The organism is Anaeromyxobacter terrae (genome assembly GCF_022690685.1).
Lineage (GTDB): Bacteria > Myxococcota > Myxococcia > Myxococcales > Anaeromyxobacteraceae > Anaeromyxobacter > Anaeromyxobacter terrae.
Genome location: NZ_JALCYY010000003.1, coordinates 75,333 through 95,759, shown reverse-complemented (window position 1 = coordinate 95,759; position 20,427 = coordinate 75,333). Strand labels below are relative to the sequence as shown.

The 20,427-nt window shown below is 75.7% G+C and carries 16 protein-coding genes; 8 read left to right on the top strand and 8 right to left on the bottom strand.

The features are described from left to right. Positions 1-69 precede the first annotated feature (69 nt). From MNY62_RS02140 to otsB, 3 genes are all read left to right on the top strand, one after another. On the top strand, positions 70-483 hold the full coding sequence (locus MNY62_RS02140; protein ID WP_242342444.1) for a response regulator: 414 nt from the start codon (positions 70-72) through the stop codon (positions 481-483). A gap of 161 nt (positions 484-644) precedes the next feature. Further along, positions 645-2,915, top strand: a complete 2,271-nt coding sequence (locus tag MNY62_RS02135) for an alpha,alpha-trehalose-phosphate synthase (UDP-forming) (RefSeq protein ID WP_242342443.1) — start codon at positions 645-647, stop codon at positions 2,913-2,915. Further along, complete coding sequence (otsB, locus tag MNY62_RS02130; RefSeq protein WP_242342442.1) at positions 2,912-3,718, top strand: trehalose-phosphatase; 807 nt, start codon at positions 2,912-2,914, stop codon at positions 3,716-3,718. Before MNY62_RS02135 ends, otsB begins: the two co-directional genes overlap by 4 nt. 5 nt (positions 3,719-3,723) lie before the next feature. Here otsB and MNY62_RS02125 read toward each other — a convergent pair whose 3' ends face one another. Next, positions 3,724-5,670, bottom strand: a complete 1,947-nt coding sequence (locus MNY62_RS02125) for a chloride channel protein (RefSeq protein WP_242342441.1) — start codon at positions 5,668-5,670, stop codon at positions 3,724-3,726. A gap of 209 nt (positions 5,671-5,879) precedes the next feature. Here MNY62_RS02125 and nhaA point away from each other — a divergent pair, with 209 nt between their 5' ends. Further along, positions 5,880-7,217: a Na+/H+ antiporter NhaA gene (gene nhaA / locus MNY62_RS02120; protein WP_242342440.1), complete on the top strand. Its 1,338-nt coding sequence runs from the start codon at positions 5,880-5,882 to the stop codon at positions 7,215-7,217. Between the two features lie 234 nt (positions 7,218-7,451). Next, positions 7,452-8,813 carry a HAMP domain-containing sensor histidine kinase gene (locus tag MNY62_RS02115; protein WP_242342439.1) on the top strand — a complete coding sequence of 454 codons (1,362 nt, stop codon included), beginning with the start codon at positions 7,452-7,454 and terminating at the stop codon, positions 8,811-8,813. Positions 8,814-8,878: 65 nt separating this feature from the next. Here MNY62_RS02115 and MNY62_RS02110 read toward each other — a convergent pair whose 3' ends face one another. After that, on the bottom strand, positions 8,879-10,321 hold the full coding sequence (locus MNY62_RS02110) for a carboxypeptidase-like regulatory domain-containing protein (protein ID WP_242342438.1): 1,443 nt from the start codon (positions 10,319-10,321) through the stop codon (positions 8,879-8,881). A 184-nt stretch (positions 10,322-10,505) separates the two neighbouring features. Between MNY62_RS02110 and MNY62_RS02105 the strand changes: the two genes are divergently transcribed. Further along, complete coding sequence (locus tag MNY62_RS02105; protein ID WP_242342437.1) at positions 10,506-11,507, top strand: hypothetical protein; 1,002 nt, start codon at positions 10,506-10,508, stop codon at positions 11,505-11,507. A gap of 7 nt (positions 11,508-11,514) precedes the next feature. On the opposite strand, the gene MNY62_RS02100 is transcribed toward MNY62_RS02105, so the two are convergent. The 6 genes from MNY62_RS02100 to MNY62_RS02075 all read right to left on the bottom strand — a co-directional run bounded on the left by MNY62_RS02100 (position 11,515) and on the right by MNY62_RS02075 (position 17,577). Next, positions 11,515-12,468, bottom strand: a complete 954-nt coding sequence (locus tag MNY62_RS02100) for a ketopantoate reductase family protein (RefSeq protein ID WP_242342436.1) — start codon at positions 12,466-12,468, stop codon at positions 11,515-11,517. 65 nt (positions 12,469-12,533) lie between these two features. After that, on the bottom strand, positions 12,534-13,874 hold the full coding sequence (locus tag MNY62_RS02095; protein ID WP_242342435.1) for a sigma-54-dependent transcriptional regulator: 1,341 nt from the start codon (positions 13,872-13,874) through the stop codon (positions 12,534-12,536). An 11-nt stretch (positions 13,875-13,885) separates the two neighbouring features. Beyond that, on the bottom strand, positions 13,886-15,127 hold the full coding sequence (locus tag MNY62_RS02090) for a sensor histidine kinase (RefSeq protein WP_242342434.1): 1,242 nt from the start codon (positions 15,125-15,127) through the stop codon (positions 13,886-13,888). Continuing rightward, on the bottom strand, positions 15,127-16,521 hold the full coding sequence (locus MNY62_RS02085; RefSeq protein ID WP_242342433.1) for a hypothetical protein: 1,395 nt from the start codon (positions 16,519-16,521) through the stop codon (positions 15,127-15,129). The genes MNY62_RS02090 and MNY62_RS02085 overlap by 1 nt, the downstream gene beginning before the upstream one ends. Before the next feature lies 1 nt (position 16,522). Next, positions 16,523-17,122, bottom strand: coding sequence for a tetratricopeptide repeat protein (locus tag MNY62_RS02080; RefSeq protein ID WP_242342432.1), 600 nt, complete (start codon positions 17,120-17,122; stop codon positions 16,523-16,525). After that, positions 17,119-17,577 carry a hypothetical protein gene (locus MNY62_RS02075; protein WP_242342431.1) on the bottom strand — a complete coding sequence of 153 codons (459 nt, stop codon included), beginning with the start codon at positions 17,575-17,577 and terminating at the stop codon, positions 17,119-17,121. The genes MNY62_RS02080 and MNY62_RS02075 overlap by 4 nt, the downstream gene beginning before the upstream one ends. Before the next feature lie 315 nt (positions 17,578-17,892). On the opposite strand from MNY62_RS02075, the gene MNY62_RS02070 reads away from it, so the two are divergent. Both MNY62_RS02070 and MNY62_RS02065 read left to right on the top strand, forming a co-directional pair. Continuing rightward, complete coding sequence (locus tag MNY62_RS02070; protein ID WP_242342430.1) at positions 17,893-18,522, top strand: hypothetical protein; 630 nt, start codon at positions 17,893-17,895, stop codon at positions 18,520-18,522. 84 nt (positions 18,523-18,606) lie between these two features. Then, positions 18,607-20,394, top strand: coding sequence for a glycoside hydrolase family 15 protein (locus tag MNY62_RS02065; RefSeq protein WP_242342429.1), 1,788 nt, complete (start codon positions 18,607-18,609; stop codon positions 20,392-20,394). The last annotated feature ends 33 nt before the right edge of the window (positions 20,395-20,427 follow it).

The window sequence follows — 20,427 nt, the reverse complement described above, 5'->3', positions numbered from 1 at the left end:
GCACGACCGTGGGGTGACGGCCGGGGTAGCCGAAACCGGGGTGGGAGCGAAGATTTGCGGCAGATGGTCATGACCCGCACATCCGTCCTCCTCGTCGAGGACGACCCCGGCATCCGAGAGGCGCTCTCGGATCTGCTCGAGCTCCTCGGCGCGAGGGTCGAGGTGGCCGTCGACGGCGAGGACGCCTGGGAGATCCTTCACGACGCGGGGCTCCGCCCCGGACTCGTGCTGCTCGACCTGTTCCTCCCGCGGCTCGACGGGATCGCGCTGCTCGGCCGCATCCGCGCCGACGTGCGTCTCCGCTCGCTGAAGGTCGTGACCATGAGCGCCGCGGTGAAGGAGCGCCCGGCCGGTGCGGACGGTCACCTCGAGAAGCCGTTCGACCTCGAGCGGCTCGTCTCGGTCGTGCGCGCGCACTGCCCACCGCCGGCCGCCGAGCCCGGCCGCGCGCGGCAGTCCGCCGGGCACGTCGCCCGGAACTGAACCGCCCCCCGGACGGACGAGCCCGCCCCGTAGGTGAGCTGTCTGTCGGATGCGCCGCCCGGCCAGCGAGCGACGCCCGGGTCTCCCGTCGAGCCCGGCCGGGCGCCCGTGGGCCCGGGGGGACGGTTGCAACACAAATCGATCGATCGCACCATGCCCGGGTGCGAGCCTTCGTTCGGGTCCTCATCCCACTGGTGGGCGTCCTCGCGGCGCTCGCCTGGGCGGCTGCCGCCCTCCTGAACGGGACGGCGCGGGCCTGGTACGAGAAGGACGTCAGCCTGCGGGCGCACCTCGTAGTCGCGGGCGCCCGCGAGGCGCTCGTGACGCACCTCTCGGGCGGGGATCGCAAGCGGGTGGGTGCGCTGCTCGCCGAGATCGCCCGCGACGATCGCATCATGGCGGCGTCGGTGTGCGGGCGCGGGATGCGGACGCTGGCGCGCACGGGGGTCGGCCCGAGTGCGTACGAGTGCGACGGGCTCCGCGAGCGGTTCGGGGACCCGGGCGAGGGCGGTCGGCTCGAGCTCGATCGGGTCGAGGACGCGGAGGGCGGGCTCGTCCACCTCACCGTCCAGCCGCTCCTCGACGACGGCGGTGAGGTCCTCGCCCACGTCGCGCTCGTGCACGACCTCAGCTTCGTCGCGCGTCGCGAGGCCGCGCTGCGGCGCTACACGGCCGGCGCGTTCGCGATCGTCGCGATCCTCGCCTCGATCCTCACCGTGTTCGTGCGGCGCCTCTCGTGGCGGACGTGGAACGAGGAGCTGCGCCGGCTCCTCACCCTCGGATGGGCGGCGCCGGGGGCGAGCGCGCGCTCTCCGCGCAAGGAGTTCCAGCCGCTGCTCTCGGACGTCCGGCAGCTCGTCTCGGACCTCGCGGCGGAGCAGGGACTCGGCGCCGGCGGCCGGTGGTCGGCGGAGAGGCTGCACCGCACCCTGACCGAGACGCTCCACGGCGAGGGCATCGTCACCCTCGCGAACCGCGAGCCGTACATCCACGACCGCGCGCCGGACGGGAGCCTGCGCGTGCTCCACCCCGCGAGCGGGCTCGTGACCGCGCTCGAGCCGGTGATGCGCGCCTGCTCCGGCGTGTGGGTCGCGCACGGGAGCGGCACGGCGGATCGCGCGGCCGTGGACGCCCACGACCGGGTGCGGGTGCCGCCGGGCGAGGAGTCCTACGCGATCCGGCGCGTGTGGCTCACGCCGGAGGAGGAGCGCGGCTACTACTACGGCTTCGCGAACGAGGGGCTCTGGCCGCTCTGCCACGTCGCGCACACCCGCCCGGTGTTCCGCGCCCAGGACTGGCGCGAGTACCAGCGCGTGAACCGCCGCTTCGCGGACGCGGTCTGCGAGGAGGTGGACGGGCCGGATCCGATCGTCCTCGTGCAGGACTACCACTTCGCGCTCGCGCCGCGGATGATCCGCGAGCGGCTGCCGCGCGCCACGATCATCAGCTTCTGGCACGTCCCCTGGCCGAACGCCGAGCGCTTCGGGATCTGCCCGTGGGCGAACGAGCTGCTGGACGGCCTGCTCGGCTCGAGCGTCGTCGGCTTCCACACGCAGCTCCACTGCAACAACTTCACCGACGGGGTGGATCGGTACCTCGAGGCGCGGCTCGACCGGGAGCGCCAGTCGGTCGTGCTCGGCGGCCGCGAGTCGCTCGTGCGCGCCTACCCGATCTCGATCGACTGGCCGAATCGCTGGGCCGGAGAGGCGCCGCCGGCCGCGGAGTGCCGGCGGCAGGTGCTCGCGGAGCTGGGCCTCCCCCCGGACGCGAAGCTCGGCGTGGGCGTCGACCGGCTCGACTACACGAAGGGGATCGAGGAGCGCCTCATCGCGGTGGAGCGGCTCCTCGAGCGCTTCCCTCACCTGCGCGGCCGCTTCACGTTCGTTCAGCTCTCGGCGCCGAGCCGCACGCTCATCGACAGGTACCGCGAGCTGTCCGAGCGGGTCGACGCGATCGCGGCCCGCGTGAACGCGCGCTTCGCGGAGGGCGCGTGGCGGCCGATCGCGCTCATGCGCGCGCACCACGAGCCGCCCGCGATCTTCCGCTACCTCCGCGCCGCCGACGTCTGCTACGTCTCCTCGCTGCACGACGGCATGAACCTCGTCGCCAAGGAGTTCGTGGCGGCGCGCGACGACGAGCGCGGCGTGCTCGTGCTCTCACGCTTCACCGGGGCGGCGCGCGAGCTCACCGAGGCGCTCCTCGTGAACCCGTACGACGTCGAGGAGGCGAGCGCGGCGCTGGCGACGGCGCTCGCCATGCCTCCCGACGAGCAGGCCGCCCGCATGCGCGCGATGCGCGCGTTCGTAGCCGACTTCAACGTGTACCGATGGGCGGGGCGCATGCTCGTGGACGCGGCGCGCCTCCGTCAGCGGGACCGCCTCTCCACCCGGCTCAACCTGGGCCTGCACAGCGTCCACGAGGTGAAGCCATGATCCCCGACGTCCTCGCCCCCGCGTCGCGGCCGGCGGTCGCCGCGCTCGCGCACGACCGCGCGCTCCTCGCCTTCGACTTCGACGGCACGCTCGCGCCCATCGTGGACGAGCCCGGCCGCGCGCGGATGCGGCCCGACACGCGCGCGCTCCTCCGCGTCGCGGCGCTGCTCTACCCGTGCGTCGTCGTGTCGGGGCGCTCGCGCGCGGATCTCGCCCCGAGGCTCGAGGGCGTGCCGCTCGTGGCGTGGGTCGGGAACCACGGCGCCGAGGCGGGGTTCGGTCCGGTGGACCGCTCCCCGCGCGGCGCCGTGATCGCCTGGCGCACGGCGCTCGCGGCGCGGCTCGGTGCCCTGGCGGGCGTGGAGATCGAGGACAAGGGGCTCTCGATCGCGATCCACTACCGGCGCGCCGCCGAGCCGGCCGCGGCCGAGCGCGCCATCCGGGAGGCCGCCGAGGCGTTGCCCGGCGCGCGCGTCTTCGGCGGCCACGCGGTCGTGAACGCGGTGCCCGCCGACGCGCCGACCAAGGGCGACGCCATCGCCGAGCTCCTCGAGCGGAGCGGCTGCAGGACCGCCCTGTACGTCGGGGACGACACCACGGACGAGGACGCGTTCCGCGCGCCGGGCGTGGTCGGGGTGCGGATCGGGGGAGGCGGGGGGAGCGGCGCGGCGTACCGTCTCGCCGGACAGGAGGCCATCGACGACCTCCTCCGGCTCCTCGTCGAGGAGCGCAGCCGGCTCGACGGGCGCGGGACCCGCGCGGAGTCGCTCGCGCGCGCCGTCCAGCCGGTCCGCGAGGTGTAGGCGCGCTAGGCGGGCTCGCCCGGCGCGGGCGTGCCGGGAGGGGCGCCCCCGAGCTCGAGCTCGAGGGCCGCGCGCGCGAGCTCGCGCTCGCCCACCCAGCCGAGCACGGCGCCCGCCTGGACGACGGGGAGCTGCGGGAGGCCGTGCCGGTGGAGCGCCGCGATGGCGTCTCGCCACGAGGCCGAGGGCGAGAGGGCCGCGAAGGGGACCATCGCGTCGGCCGCGCGCGTCCAGCCGAGCTCGGCGGGGCCGAGGGCTCCGAGGAGCGCGAGATCGACGAGCCCCCGCGGGCGGCCGTCCGCCCCGCGGACGAGCGCGACCCGCTGCGCGGCGCCCGCGCTCGCCGCCGCGACGGCGGAGAGCGGCGTCTCCTCGCCGAAGTCGGGCAGATCGGGCAACTGGAGCAGCTCGGCGGCGGGGCGCGCCAGCGCCACCCGGAGCGCCTCGCCCGCGGCTCCGGCGGCCACGGCGCGGCTCGCCGGCTGGCTGGGGTAGAGCGACCAGCGCCTGAGCGCCACGTAGGAGATCCCGACCGTCAGCATCATCGGGACGAGCAGGTCGTAGCTCCCGGCCAGCTCCGCGACGAGCACGAGCGCCGAGAGCGGCACGTGCGCCACGCCTCCGTAGAACGCGCCCATCCCGACGAGCGCGAAGGCGGCCGGCTCGATCCCCGGATCCCCGAGCGCCGCGCGCGCGGCGTACCCGAACGCGGCGCCGACCAGGGCGCCGACGACGAGGGACGGCGCGAAGTCGCCCACCGCCGCGCCGAAGCCGATGGTGAGGGCGGACGCGAGCGCCTTCGCCGCCGCCATGGCGAGCAAGAGCGCGACGAGCTCCCACCCGACCGGGAACCACGGCGCGCCATCCATCGCGACCTGGGCGGTGCCGTAGCCGCCGCCGAGGACGCCGAAGCCGCGGGCCTCCGGGCCGAGCCACACCCCGAGGGCGACCGCGATCGCCGCTCCGAGAACGCCCGCCCCGAGGCCGCCCAGGGCGGGGCGGAGCCAGGGAGGGCCGGGGGTCCTGCGCGAGAGCGCCTGGACCGCCCGGAGCAGCCGGACGAAGCCGGCCGCGGCGAGCGAGACCAGGAGCGCGAGGAGCACGAAGAGCGGGAGCTGGCGCGGGGAGAACGGGAACCGCAGCGAGAGGCCGAGGAGCGTCGTCTCGCCGAACGCGGCGATCACCACCGAGTAGGCGACGACGCTCGCGAGGATCGCCGGCACGAGCGCGTCCGCCTCGAAGTCGTCCCGGTAGAGCATCTCCGTCGCGAGCAGGGCGGCGCCGAGCGGCGTGCGGAACACCGCCGCGATGCCGGCGGCGATGCCGGCGACGAAGAGGACCCGCCGCTCCCGGCGGCTCGTGGGGAGGAGCCGCGCCGCGACGGAGCCGATGGCCGCGCCGATCTGCATCGTCGGGCCCTCGCGCCCCCCGGAGCCACCCGAGGACAGCGCCGCGAAGGCCGCGGCGAACTTCACCGGCACGACGCGCCAGCGGAACAGTCCGCCCCGGTGGTACGCCTCGATCGACGCGTCGCCGCCGCCGCCCGCGGCCTCCGGCGCGAGCACGCTCGTGAGGACCCCGCTCACGAGGCCGCCCGCCGCGGGCAGGAGGGCGAGGAGCCACGGCCGGAACACCGCGGTCCTCGCGGCCGCGACCACCACCTCTCCACGGGCGCGCGCCGGCTCGAAGCCGGCGAGGCCGTGCAGGAGCACGCGCTGGCCGAGCTCGAGCGCGGCGAAGAACGCGGCGCCGACCACCCCGGCGAGCAGGCCGACCACCGCCGCGTGGAGGAGCACCCGCCCGGCGATGCGGAGCTCGAGGGGGGCCTCCGGGACGAGCAGCGACAGGCCGCCCTGGAGCGCCCGTCCGGTCGAGCCCGCTGCGTCTGCCCAGCGGGAGAGAGCGCTCGCGAGCGCGCGCCAGGGGGCGGGGCGCCGGGGGCGTTCGGTCATGACGCGAGAGGATACTCCGCGGCGCCCTCGCGTAAAGCGGCAGCGAGGTGCGGCCGCGGCGACCGAGGATGACCAGCTTGTCCGGGCGCGCGACATCGCGAGACGGTGACCGTTGGTGTCGCAACGGAAGGGCCGCCGTTTCGAGTTGAGCTTGAACCGCCGGGCGTGCAAGCTCGCTCCTCGCCCTCGCCGAACCCGGAGCCGGAACGATGAACGAACGAGCCCCCACGCGCGCCCCGCTCGCGCCGCTCTTCGGCGCGGTCGCCCGGCCCATCGTGGCCTTCTTTCGCCTGGAGGCCGCGAGCGGGATCGTGCTGCTCGCCGCCGCGGTCGGGGCGCTCGCGTGGGTGAACCTGGGTGGCGCAGCCGTGTACCAGGACGTGCTCGGGACCGAGCTGGCGCTGGGGGCGGGCGGCGCCGTCGCGCGGTTCACGCTGCTCCAGCTCGTGAACGACGGGCTCATGACCGTCTTCTTCTTCGTGGTGGGGATGGAGATCAAGCGCGAGCTCGCCGTCGGCGAGCTGCGCCGGCCCGCCCAGGCGGCGCTCCCGGCCATCGCCGCGCTGGGCGGGATGATCGTCCCGGCCGCGGTGTTCCTCGCCTTCAACGCGGGCGGACCCGGAGCCCGAGGGTGGGGCATCCCGATGGCGACGGACATCGCCTTCAGCATCGGGGTGCTCGCGCTCCTCGGCCGGCGCGTGCCGCACGCGCTCGCCGTCTTCCTGACCGCGCTCGCGATCTTCGACGACATCGGGGGCATCCTCGTCATCGCGCTGTTCTACGGGCACGGGCTCGACGCGCGCTGGCTCGTCGCCGCGGCGGTCGCGGCGGCGGGGCTCTGGGGGATGTCGCGCGCGTTCGTGCGGAGCTGGGCCGCGTGGGCGGCGGGTGGCGCGCTCCTCTGGTGGGCGCTCCACCACGCCGGCATCCACGCGACGATCGCGGGCGTCGTGCTCGGCCTCGCCATCCCCGCGCGTCCGCGTCGCCGCCCGCGGGAGGTGCTCGCCCGCCTCGGCGACCACGTCGGCGGGCTGCTCGCGACGTCGGGCGACGACGAGCTCGACTCCGAGGCGCTGCTCCGGATCGAGGACTCGATCGAGGACCTCGAGGCGCCGCTCGCGCGGTTCGAGCACGCGCTCCACCCGTGGGTGGCGTTCGGCGTGATGCCGCTCTTCGCGCTCGCGAACTCGGGCGTGGTGCTCGGGGGAGGAGAGGGCGTCGAGCCGCTCGGCGAGGTGGCCGTCGGGACGGCGGCCGCGCTGTTCGCCGGCAAGCAGGTCGGGATCTTCGCCTTCGCTGCGGGTGCGGTGCGGCTCGGCCTCGCGCCCATGCCCGGCGGCGCCTCGTACGCGAAGCTCCTCGGGGTCGCCATCGTCGCCGGTATCGGCTTCACCGTCTCGCTGTTCATCGCGAGCCTGGCGTTCGCGTCCGACCCGGCCCTGCTCGCCCAGGCGAAGATCGGGATCCTGGTGGGCTCGCTCGCCGCAGGCGTGGTGGGCGCGCTCGTGCTCCGAGTCACCGCGGAGGTGAGGCCCGCCACGGCCTGACCGGCGCGGGCCTCGCCCGGCGAGCCCGCGCGCCCGCGCCGCATCGGGAAGAGGGACCCCGCGTGCATCGCCGACACCCGCGCGCGCATGCGGCCGAGAGCCCGACCCCCCACCAGAACGGAGGGGTGCGCTTCACGGTTCGGAACGTCGATCCCTATCCCTGGGGCGAGGAGCTTTCGTACGAAGACGAGCCTGCAGGCGAGCCTCATCGCCGTCCTGGTCGGTTTCGCCGGCATGGGGATCCTCTCGGCCGCTGCGCTCGCGGTCATCACGGCAGCGGTGCAAGGGGCGAACAGCGGGATCCTCGCGTCCGCGGAGAGCGTGCGGCAGGCCGAGGAGGCGGCGATCGACCTGCTCGTGCACGCGCGCTCGAGCGACCCGCTCGTGCGCATGGATCACGAGCGGCGCCTCGCCTCGCACCTCGTGGACGCCGATCGGCGGCTCGCGACCCCGGAGGAGCACGCCGCGGCCCACGAGGCGGTCGACGCGGTGGGGGAGTACCTCCTCGCGAGCCGCGCGGGTGCTCCCGGCACCGAGGCGAGCCTCGAGCAGGCCTACGCCGCGGTGGGGGCGCTCGTCGACGTGAACATGGCGCACGTACGGGCCGCGCGCGCGAGCGCCGCGCGCTGGCAGATGATCGCGAACGGCGCAGGGATCTCCCTCGCGCTCGCCATGGTGCTCGCGTCCTGGCTCCTGGGCTGGTGGCTGAAGACGCAGGCGCTCCGGCCGGTCCTGGAGCTCTCCGACGCGCTCGCGCGCTTCGGCGGCGGCGATCCGCTGGTGCGAGCGCGAGAGGTGGGGCCGGAGGAGGTCGCGCGGATGGCGCGCGACTTCAACCGGATGGCGGACGCGCTCGCGCGGCAGCGGCAGGGACAGGCGGCGTTCCTCGCGAGCGTCGCGCACGACCTGCGCAACCCCATCTCCGCCCTGAAGCTCACGGCGGCGGCGGTGCCGGTGGGCGGGCCCCTGCCGCCCGAGGCGCGCACGCGCCGCGCGTTCGACGTGGTGCGGCGGCAGGCGGTGAAGCTCGAGCGGATGCTGAACGACCTGCTCGACACCGCGCGCATCGAGGCGGGCGAGGTCGAGATGCGGGTGGAGCGCGTGGACCTGCGCGATCACGTGCGCAGCGCGCTCGAGCTGTTCGAGGGCACCTCTGCGCACCACCGGCTCGTGTCCGAGGTCCCCGATCACCCCGTGCCCGTCTACTGCGATCCCCTCCGGATCGAGCAGGTGCTCGCGAACCTGCTCTCGAACGCGATCAAGTACTCGCCGGGCGGCGGCGAGGTGCGCGTGACCCTCCGCGTCGCTTCCGGCGAGGCGGTGATCCAGGTGGCGGACCAGGGGATCGGCATCTCCGAGCGCGATCGGGCGACGATCTTCGAGCCCTTCCGGCGGACCGGCAGCCTGCGCTCGGCGGTGGCGGGCACGGGGCTCGGGCTCTACGTGGTCCGGCGGCTCGTCGAGGCGCACGCCGGCTCCGTGGCCGTCGCGAGCGTGGAGGGGATGGGGACGATCTTCACGGTCCGGCTCCCGCTCGCTCACGACACGCCGCAGCTCGTCCCCGAGAGCGCGCCGGCCGCGCCCGCGGCGCCCTGAGGCGCCGGCGGACGCGGCCGGCCGATGCGCGAAACCGAAGGTGATCGCGAATCGCGAACTGTCATCTAGGGCACGATGAAGACGCCCTTCAGGTCCTCGGTCTGGGAGATGTACTGGGTGACCGGAGTCGAGGTGCCGGTCGGGGTGCACGTGCCCTTCACCGACTTCACCTTGAACTGGTAGTAGCCGGGCGCGAGCGCCGGGCCCGCGTACGGAACGGAGGGGTTGCTGCCACTGCTGCCCGGCAGGGTCTTCGTCCAGACCACGTCACCGAAGGCGTTCACGACGGTGAGCTCGTAGGCCGACTCCGAGCTGTCATCCACCCACGAGAACGTCGGGGTGGCGTTCGTGAGGAGCTCGGGCCCGTCCGCGCCGGGCGAGATGACGTCGAGCGAGCCCGTGATCTTGAAGGTCGTGAGCGACACCGGCAGCGCGCCGGTCACGTCGAAGCTCACGAGCTCGGTCCCTCCCTGGCAGACGTCCGGGTCGCGCACGAGGAAGTCGTTCTCGAACGCGGCGAGCGCGACGTAGCGTCCCGGGGGAACGCCCGCGATCTCGAAGGCGCCGTCGAGGTTCGGCGCAGTGCCCGGCCCCGGCGCGCGGAGCCCCGGGGGCGTCTCGCCGCGGAGGAGCTTCGGGTCGAAGGTGGACTCGACCACGAGGACGACGGAGGTCCCGGTGCCGGCGCCGCGGTTCACGAGGCTGACCTGGCCCGTGACGTTCGCGCCCGCCGCCCCGGAGACGAGCGCGAGATCCACGTCGGTCACCGCGTCCGCCGCCACCGTCGCGGTCTTGGGCTCGTGGACCGCGCCGCGCGCGTACGCCTGGACCGTGTATTCGCCGGGCGCGAGGTTGAAGATCGCGTAGTCGCCGTTGCGGTCGGCGAGCGCGCTGAACCCAGCGCCGCCCGCGGCCCACTCCGCGACCACGAGCACGCCCGGCTGGTTGGCCGGAACCGCGGCCGTGCCGGAGATCGTCCCGGTGCCCGCGGAGGGGAGCTCGAGGAGGCCGATGTCCGTGGTCTGCGGATCGGCGAGCTCGTAGCGCGTGTCGACGCGGGTGGCCGCGGCGGTGTCGATCGGCAGCGCCTCGCGGATGCCGGAGGGGAACGTCGCGTAGCCCTGCGCGTCGGCGCGGAGGAAGAGGTCGCGCGCGAGGGGCGTGCCGTCCTTCGCGCGGGGGTTCGCGACCTGGATGCTGAAGTCGCCGGCCGCGTCGGTGATCGCGACGGTGCTGATGGGCGAGCGGTTGGCGTCGAGCGCGACCACGCGCGCCTTCTCGACGCCCACGGCGGTGCCGAGGTCGAACACGTTGCCGCGGATGACGAGCGGCTGGGTGCAGAGGCTCGTGCCGCCCTCGACCGCCTCGCACACCTGGCCGGACGCGCAGCCGGTCTGCTTCGCCACGTCACACGAGGCCTTCTTGTCGGATCCGCTGCAGGCGGCGGTCGTCGCGATGAGCGCGGCGACGACGGCGAGCGGGGTGAGGCGCGGAGATCTGCGGAGCACGGTTCCTCCAGGATTGGGTTTCACGCGTCCCTTCTTACAACGACGCGGGCGGCCCGTCGCGCGCCCGGCCGGTAGACGATCGTGCGGCGAACAGGGCGGATGTGCTCCCGTGTGCGCCGAGGATCCCGCGTCCGCCGTTCGTCGCCTCGCTGCTGAGATCCGCGGCAGGAAGGACCGTGTCGGTGTGAGCTCGGCCACCGCGATCGCGGCGCTGGCAGCGTGCTGCTGGGCCGTCGCCCCCCGCGCAGCAGGCGACCCCGGGGGCGAGGTCACCGTCGCTACCCCGATCCCGTGGCAGGAGCCGGCGCCGCTGGCGCGGCTCTTCCTCCAGCTCCCCTTCGAGGCGCCGGAGGTGGTGCCGGCCCGGCAGCTCGAGCTGGAGCTGCGGCTCCTGTACTCGAACAGCCTCCTCGCCGCGGAGAACGAGAGGTTCACCCTCGACATCCAGGTCGAGACGGCGCAGCCCACGGTGATTCTTCGCCAGGGCCTCGCGCAGCGCGTCGAGGCGCAGCTCGCGATCCCGTTCGTGGTGGACTACGGCGGGTATCTCGACCGGCCCATCGAGCTCGTGGAGGGCCTGGTCCACGCCTCGAACCCGCAGCGGAGAGGACGTCCCCGGAACGTCGCCCGCCTCGAGCTCGCGCGGCGCGACGGGGGCGGCCTCTCACGGAGCGGTCCGGGCGCGGGGCTTGGGGATGTCTGGGCTGGACTCAAGGTGTTCGTCGCGGGCGATGGACGCGGCGGCGAGCTGGCGTTGCGCGGCGCGCTCAAGCTCCCCACGGGACGCCTGCCCTACGGGAGCGAGGAGCTCGAGCTCGGCGCGAGCGTCCTCGCGGGCTTCCGCTGGACCTCCACCGCGGTCCGGCTCCAGCTCGACCTCATGCTCCCCACCGCCCGCCTCCCGGTCGTGCACGTGAAGACGCGCCCGTACGGAGCGGCGAACCTCGGGGTGACCCGGCGCCTCGGAGCGCGCCTGGCGCTCCAGCTCCAGGCGAGCGGTCATCTCTCGCCGCTCGGCGGCACCGGCCTCGGCCAGCTCGACGGCTCGACCGCCTACGTGCTCGGCGGAGCGACGGTCGCCCTCTCCAGCCACGTCGACCTGGAGACGGGGATCGCCGAGAACATCTTCAGCCCATACCGGGGGGCCGACATCACGCTCGTCGCCGGGTTGAGGTCGCGCCTGTGAACGCCCCTCACGTCCGCGAGAACGGCTCGATGCGGCCGCGCGCCGCGAGCTCCTGCGGGAGCAGCGCCGCGAGCAGGGCCTCGTGCACCGGCACCGGCAGGCCCGCGAGGCGGGCGAGCCGCACCACCGCGCCGGGCTGATCGGCGAGCTCCGACGGACGGCCAGCCCCGATGTCGCGCTGCATGGAGATCGTGCCGTCCGGCTGGACCCCGTCCACGCGCGTGAGCGCGCGATGGGCGGCGCCGGGCGGGAGCGCCACGCCGCGGGCGCGGGCGAGCGCCGCGATCTCCTCCTGGGCGGCGGCGAGGAGGGCGCGCGTCTCGGGGACGGCGCGGAAGACGCCCACGGGCGCCCGCGTCACCGCGCCGATCGCGCCGAGCGGCTCGACGAAGAGGAACTTCTCCCAGACGGCCGTCTCGATCTCCGGCGTGACCGCCGCCTCCACGCCGGAGGCACGCAGCGCGGCGGCGACCGCCTCGAGCCGGGGCGAGGGCGCGGTGGCGAGGGCGCCCCGCTCGCCGAGGGTGACGCGCGGCGGGGTGCCCACGTGCTGGACGCGCCCGGCGCCGGAGATCCAGGCGAGGACGTTGATCGTTCCCCCCGCGACGTGCTCGGGGCCGAGCGCCTCCGCGAGCGTGCCCGCCGCCTCCACGCCGTTCTGCAGCGGGATGACGACGCCACCCCCCGCGACGAGCGGCGCGAGCGAAGGGGCGACCTCCGCGACCTGCCACGCCTTGACCGCGACCAGCACCGCGTCGGCGCGGCCGAGCGCGCCGGGCGCCGCGTCCGCCGCGACCCGCACCGTGAAGGTGCCGAGGGGCGACTCGACCGTGAGCCCGTCCCGCCGGATCGTCTCGAGGTGCGCGCCGCGCGCGACGATCGCGACCTCGACTCCCGAGCGGGCGAGCAATCCCCCGAGCAGCCCGCCCACTCCTCCCGCCCCGATGACCACGATGCGCATCCCGGCTCCTTACCAGAGCAGCCGCTCGGCGGCACGGGTTCGCCTGCGCCGGGGGCGCTGCGCCGTCAGGGCCCCTCCTGCTCCGGGCCGCCGTCGCCGGCGTGGCTCGCGAGCAGCGAGTAGAGGCGGCGCCGGGAGACGCCCAGCATCCGGGCGGCGTGCGTCTTGTTCCCACCTGCGCGCTCCAGCGCGGCGTGGAGGAGCTCGCGCTCGAACGCGTCGAGGCTGAAGCCCTCCACGAGCACGTCGGCCACCCGGCGCGCGCGCTGCGCGCTCCCCGTCGCGACGTGCTCCGCCCGGAGCTCGTCCTCGCCGGCCAGGATGAGCGCCCGCTCGAGGACGTTCTCGAGCTCGCGCACGTTCCCCGGCCAGCGGTGCAGCGCGAGCCGCTCCCGCGCGGTCGGGCCGAGCTTCTCGGCCGGCAGGCCGCGGGCGGCGAGGAAGCGCTCCGCGAGCGGGACGACGTCCTCGGGGCGGTCGCGCAGCGGCGGCACCGCGATGGCGAACACGTTCAGGCGATAGAACAGGTCCTCGCGGAACGCGCCCTGCGCGACCGCCCCGGCGAGGTCGCGGTTCGTCGCGGAGACGACCCGCACGTCCACCGAGCGCTCCTCGGTCGCGCCGAGCGGGACGAAGCGGCGGTCCTGCAGGAAGCGCAGGAGCTTCACCTGCGTCGCCTGGGTGATCTCGCCGATCTCGTCGAGGAACAGCGTGCCGCGATCGGCGGCGGCGAGGTGGCCGGCCTTCCGCTGCGTCGCGCCCGTGAAAGCGCCCTTCTCGTGGCCGAAGAGCTCGCCCTCGAGGAGTGTCTCCGGCAGCGCGGCGCAGTGCACCTCGACGAGCGGCCCGGCCGCCCGGCGCCCCTGGTAGTGGATGAACCGCGCGAGCTGAGACTTGCCCGTCCCGCTCTCGCCGAGGAGCAGCACGGTCGCGTCGGTCGCCGCCACCTGACGGGCCGCCTGCAACGCCGCACGCATGGCGGGGCTCTCGGCGACGAGCTCGGGCGTGAGCCGCGCGACGAGCCGCGCCTCCCGCGCCTCCGCGCCGCGCTGCGCGGCGAGGCGGCGCACCCGGAGCCGGAGCTCGTCCATCGAGAACGGCTTCGTCACGTAGTCGACGGCCCCCGCCTTCATCGCCTCGACCGCGGACTCGGCGGAGGCATAGGCGGTCATGACGACCACCTCCGGCGGCTGCGGAAGGGCGCGGGCGGCGCGGAGCACGGCGAGCCCGTCCACGTCGGGCATGCGCAGGTCCGTGACCACCACGTCGAAGCGCGAGGCGGCGAGCCGGACGAGCGCGTCGCGCCCGCTGGCGGCGCGCTCGAGCTCGTGCCCGTCGAGCTCCAGCATCTCGGCGACGAGCTTCCCGAGCTTCGGCTCGTCGTCCACGACCAGGATGCGCGCCATGACCGGTACTCCTATCCCGCGCTCCGGGGCAGGCGCACCTCGAACGCGGCGCCCGGTCCGGGCTCCGCGACGAGGCGCAGCTCGCCGCCGTGCCGCTCCACGATCCTGCGGGCGATGGCGAGCCCCAGCCCCGCGCCGTCCTTGCGCCCCGTCGCGAACGGCTCGAAGAGCCGCCCGCGCAGCGCGGGATCGACGCCGCGCCCGTCGTCCCGCACCTCGAGGACCACCGCCCCGTCCACGGCCGAGCCGCGGATCTCGATCCGAGCGGCGCCGGCCTCGGCCGCGTTCTGGAGGAGGTTCGAGAGCACCTGCCGCAGGCGCGCTGGATCCGCGCGGACAGGCAGCGCCGGGACCGCGACCCGGACGTCCACCCGCGGGTGGGAGCGTGCGAGCCCGCGGGCCGCCTCCTCCGCCACGGCGGCCGCGTCCACCTCGGCCGGCGCGATCGACGGCTCGCGCGCGAGGTCCAGGAAGTCGTCGGTGAGGCGCCGGAGCCGCTCGACCTCGCCGAGCACGTCCTCCAGGGCCTCGCGATCGCGCGCGGCGAGCCCATCCCCCGTCCGCTCGCGCACGAGCTCGACCGCGCCGCGGATGACGCCGAGGGGGTTGCGGATCTCGTGGGCGACCATGGCGCCCATGCGCGCGAGGGCGTCGCCGCGCGCCGCCCGCTCCGCGCCGGTGCGCCGCTGCGCCTCGCCCCGCGCCCAGTGGACCCCCAGGGCGGCGAGGCTCAGCGCGCCGAGCGCGGAGACGACCATCGCCACGATGAGCGCGCGCCGGACGCCCGCGCGCGCCTGCGCGAACGACTCGCCCGCCTCGAGCGCCAGCACCGCGCGCGGGGCGCCCGGACCGCGGATGGGGAAGTAGCCGGTCGCGACGGGCAGGTCGCCGACGGCGTAACCGAACGCGATCGTCGCCTCGCCGTGCAGCGCGCGCGCGACGCGCCCGGCGTCCACCCGCAGGAGGTCCGCGCGGTCGCCCGCGGGACCCGTCGCGTCGGCGAGGACGACGAGGTCGGGCGAGAGCACGTACGCCCCCTCGAGCGCGTTCGCGTCCATGATGGCGCGCAGCCGCTCGGGGGTCGGGGGGACGTCGGCGAGGAGCTCGGCGGCGGCGGTGCCCGCACCGCGAAGCCGCTCCGCGAGGACCCGATCCAGCGCACCGGTCGCGGAGCGATGCAGCGAGAGCGTCGCGGTGAGGGCGACGGCGAGGCCGACGGCGGCGGCGGCGAGGGGGATCCGCGCGAGGGACACTACAGCCCCAGCGTGTACCCGATCGCCACCGAGGGCGCGAGCTGATCGTAGGAGAGGGCGCCGACGCTGGAGAGCGCGTGGCGGCCGACGACGCCCGCCCGCGCGCTCCAGCGGTCCGCGAGCTCCACCTCCAGGAACGCCGCGCCGTCGAGGTAGGTGTCGCGGCGCCGGTCGCCCAGGGCGACGTCGAACGCGTCGTAGGCGCGGAACGTGAGCCCCAGATCGATCCCGAGCCGGGCGCGCCCGAGCAGGACGCGCGCCTCGGCGCGCGGGCCGTGCTCCCAGAAGGAGAGGACGGGCTCGTCCGCGGCGTCGCGCGCGCCGGCGTACGCGACGCCGAGCCTGAGCCGCGGCGTCGCGTCGAGCGCGACGCGCGCCTCGGCCCGCTGCAGGACGCCGGAGAACGGCGACCAGTTGCCGGCATAGGACTCGAAGCGCACGGCGTAGCTTCCGGTCGCGACCGCCCGGCCGCGTCGGAGCCAGCCGGACGCGAGGAGGCGGTGGGCGCCCAGGTAGTCCTCGCCGCCGAGGGCCCGGTGCGCGTACTCGTACTCCGCAGCCGCGCCGCGGTTCCCGCCCCGGAGCTGCCAGCCGGCGGCCGCCTCGATGCCGCCGAGATCGTAGGCGTCGAGCCGGGCGAGCTCGTGCCAGAGCCCGCCCGCGCGCAGGTAGGGTCCCCGCGCGCCCTGCGGGCGCCACAGGGCCGAGGCGGAGAGCGACGCCGTGCCGTCGGACTCGGGGGCGACGCCCTGGGGACCGCCCGGCCCGAGGTTCACGTTCGAGTCCCAGCCGGACTCGGCGAGGAACGACAGGACGAGCCGGCCGTCTCTCCGGGCGAGGCGGGCGAGATCCAGGGCGGGGCTCGCGAGCGACGGGTTCACCGCGGCGCCCTCGAGGAGCGACGCCGCGCGCGTCCCGTCGCCGGCGCGCAGCGCGAGGAGGCCGAGGTAGAAGCGCGCCTCCTCGCGGTGCGCGGGCGCGCGCTCGGCGGCGCGCAGCAGCCGCTCGGCGGCGGCGTCGTCGCCGAGCTCGAAGCGGGCGATGCCGCCGAGGAGCGCCGCCGGGGCGCTGCCGTCCGCGGCGTACGCCGCCTCGAACGCGCGCGCCGCGCCGGCGAGGTCCTCCGCGTCGAGCTTGCGGAGCCCGTCCTGGAACGGATCCTCGCCGCGCGCGACGCAGAGCCGCGCGAGCGCGGAGCGCGAGGCCTCGTCCGCGGGGTCGCGCGCGAGGGCCTCCCGGTAGGCCGCCGCGGCGCTGTCCCGCGCGCCCGCAGCGAGCTCGGCGTCCGCGACCGAGCGGTAGGCCTGCGCGGCGGCGGCATCGGGCGAGAGCGCCTCGACCGGCGCGCAGGGGTCGATGGCGGCGAGGGCGAGCGCGAGCAGGGGAGCGAGCACCTCAGCCTCCGTTCCGCGGCGGACCGGCGCCGTCCGAGCCGGCCGCGCGCGTCGCGGCGCCGCGCCGCGCGGCGAGGGCGTCCGCCTCCCGGCAGTACGCAGCCGCGAGCGCGGCGCGTCCCTCTGCGCGGCGCGCCTCGCAGCGGTCGCGGTACCAGGCGAGGCTCGTCTCGGAAGGAGGTGCCTCGAGGGTGGGGGCGAGCTCTGCGCGGATCGCGCGCGCCTGCTCTGCGATGCGCGGTCCGGAGCGATCGCCGAGGCCGGCGAGGAGCCGGTCGGCGCAGGAGTAGAGCCGGGCGCCGTAGCAGGCGAGGGCGCGATAGTAGTCGTGGAGCGGATGCCCGCCGGGGCTGGCGGTCTCGAACGTCTCGACCGCCTCCTCGAAGCGCTCGAGCTTCACGAGGGCCGCGCCCGCATAGCCCGCCGCCTCGGGCTCTCCGAGCCGCTCGGCGACGCGGAACTCGACGAGCGCGGCGTCGTAGCGCTCGGCGCGGAAGTGCGCCGCTCCGGCGAGGAGATGTGGCTCCGCGCCGCCCTCGGTAGCGCCCGCGGCGACGAGGACGGCGAGCGCGGCGGCCTGGAGCGCGACGCCTCCGGTCATCTCCCGCCCATGTGCCCGCCGCCCATGTGCCCGCCTTCCATCCCGCCGTGCATCTCGCGGGTCCGCACCGCACCGGCCGCATCGCGGCAGTCGCCAGCGGAGTCCCCGGGGTGCATCCCGCCGCGGTGGCCTCCCGCGGCGCCGTGGTCGCGGTCGCCGCCGGCGTGACGCGCACGCTGCTGCTCGCCGTGGCGGGCGGCGCGGTCGTGCGCGGCGCGCTCCGCCTCGTCTCGGCGAGCCCGGTCCGCGCGGGCTCCGGACTCCATCATCTCGCCGTCGGGGAGCGCTGGCGGGCGCGCCGGGAGCGTGGCGCGCTCGAGCAACGCCTCGCGGACCACCTCGTGGGCGGCGCGCATCGCACGGTCCCCACCTGAGCGCGTCACGTCGTCCTCGGCGAGCGCGGCGACGGGGAGCGCAGCGGCGAGAGCGAGGACGGCGAGGGACGCGTGGCGCATGGGTTCATTCTCCTGAGAGCCGCTCCCGGCGGCAACGGTGCGGAGAGCATGGTCCGTGCCGTGCGTAAGATCGCGCCGCCGCGCGGGATTCTTGCCGGCAGTGTCCCGTGCCGTACGATCGACCGTACCGGATGGTACGGCGCGGCGTCCCGGGAGATCGCGCCAGGGCCCGGAAATGCTGCCGTTCCGGGGCCGCCGGGCGGATGGCACGCCGACTGCGATGGGGGGCGTTGCGGCGCGCCGGAGCACGCCGCAGCGCGGAGCAGGAGGCGAGCGCCCTTCCGCGGAGATCCCTCGCTCGCAAGAGGCAGAGCCGTGAGGACGAAGAGCTGGATGATCGGGGTCGTCGCCGCGCTGGCGAGCGCGTGCGGTGGCACGGAGAGCGGCGGAGTCGATTCGCAGGTGCAGGCCTACCAGGCGGCGCGGGGTGACCTCGCGGCGGCCGTCACGACCTACCAGGCGGAGGCGGCCACGGCGGACACCGCGGACGCGTGCCGGGCGGCGGAGATGCGCTACGGCGCGGCAGCCGGTTCGGCGCTGGAGCGCATGAGGCAGATGGGCGGCGCGCTCGCGGGCGACGGGCAGCACATGAGTGGGACGAGTGGGATGGGCATGACCGGCGGCGGCATGGGCATGCAGGGCGGCGCCGATCTCGTCTGCGGCGTCGACGCGATGGGGGCGGAGCTCGCCCGTCACCAGGGCGTCGCGTGCGCCGGGGACGTCCTCGCGAACCGCACGGAGATGCAGCAGCACGTCTGCCAGATGGGCGGCTGGCTCGAGCAGCAGCGCGAGCGCTGCCAGGCGATGCTGGGCGGCGCGACGGCGCCGGGCGCCTGCGAGGCGAACCCGGACGGTACGTACGGGATGGGCCTCTGCGCAGGCGGCGCCGTGTGTCCCTATGCGTGCGACGGAACCACCGGCGTGCCACCCGCGACGACGCCCTGACTTGGGGCGCGGACGCCGGCCGCGGTGCGCGGCTGGCGTCCGTTCCCGACGGCGCACGCCGCGTCGCGGGGTTACCACCGGAGCATGGCGCTCCGCATCGAGGACTACGCGCTCGTCGGCGACATGCAGACCGCCGCGCTCGTCGGTCGCGACGGATCGGTGGACTGGCTGTGCTGGCCGCGGTTCGACTCGGACGCGTGCTTCGCCGCGCTGCTCGGCGGCCCGGACCACGGGCGCTGGCGCATCGCGCCGAGGCTCGAGCCGCGCCGCGTGACGCGCCGCTACCGCCCCGGCACGCTCGTGCTCGAGACGGAGTTCGAGGTGGAGGGCGGGCGTGTCCGCCTCGTCGACTGCATGCCGCCGCGCCAGGACGTGCCCGACCTCGTGCGGGTCGTCGAGGGCGTGGAGGGGCGCGTCGCGATCGACTTCGACCTGCGGCTCAGGATGGAGTACGGCGCACGACGGCCGTGGCTGCGCCGGCTCGACGGCGGGCTCGCGGCGCTCGCGGGGCCCGACGCGGTGCTGCTCCGTTCGCCGCTGCCGTGCGAGCTCGAGGATGGCTGTGCCCGGCGCACCTTCGAGGTCGACGCCGGGGAGCGGGTGCCCTTCACGCTCACCTGGTTCCCCTCGCACCGGAAGCCGCCCAACCCGATCGATCCGCTCGCCGAGGTCGCGCACACCGAGCGCTTCTGGGCGGCGTGGACGGCGCGCTGCACGCACGTCGGGCCGTGGCGCGACGAGGTCGCGCGCTCGCTCGTCACGCTGAAGGCGCTCACCTATGCGCCCACCGGCGGCCTCGTCGCCGCGCCCACGACGTCCCTGCCGGAGCGGCTCGGCGGCGTGCGAAACTGGGATTACCGGTACTGCTGGATCCGCGACGCGACCCTCGTGCTCACCGCGCTCGTCGACGCGGGCTACGGCGAGGAGGCGGCGGCGTGGCGGGACTGGCTGCTCCGCGCCGTCGCGGGCGATCCTGGGAAGCTGCAGATCATGTACGGGCTCGCCGGGGAGCGGCGGCTCGACGAGCGCGAGGTGCCGTGGCTCCCGGGGTACGAGGGCGCGCGGCCGGTGCGCGTCGGCAACGCGGCGCACCAGCAGCTCCAGCTCGACGTCTACGGCGAGGTCATGGACTGCCTGTTCCAGGCCGAGGAGGCCGGACTCTCGCCCGTCCCGGAGGGCTGGCGCATGCAGCGGGCGCTGCTCGAGTCCCTGGAGCGGCGCTGGGACGAGCCGGACGAGGGGATCTGGGAGATCCGCGCGGAGCGCCAGATGTTCACCCACTCCAAGGTGATGGCGTGGGTCGCGTTCGATCGCGCGATCCGGGCGGTCCACCGGTTCGGGCTCGAGGGCCCGGTCGAGCGCTGGCGGGCGCTGCGCAAGCAGATCCACGAGGAGGTCTGCCGCCGCGGCTACGACGCCGAGCGCGGCGCGTTCGTGCAGCGCTACGGCGCGAAGGATCTCGACGCGAGCCTGCTCGTGATCCCGGTGGTCGGGTTCCTGCCGCCGCGCGACCCGCGCGTGCTCGGGACGATCGACGCGATCGGGCGGGAGCTCGTGGACGACGGCCTCGTGCGCCGCTACGACACGAGGACCACGCCCGACGGGCTGCCGCCGGGGGAGGGGATCTTCCTCGCCAGCTCGTTCTGGATGGTGGACGCGCTCGCGCTCGCCGGGCGGCGGGAGGAGGCGGTGCGCCTGTTCGAGCGGGTGGCCGGGCTCGCGAACGACGTGGGGCTCCTGAGCGAGCAGTACGATCCGCGCACGCGAAGGCTCGTCGGGAACTTCCCGCAGGCGTTCAGCCACATGGCGCTCGTCGGCAGCGCCGAGGTGCTCGCCCGCGGGTGCGGGCCCGCGAGCCGGCGGTCGCGCTGACGCGACGGGCCGGGCTCGCGAGACCGCGAGGCT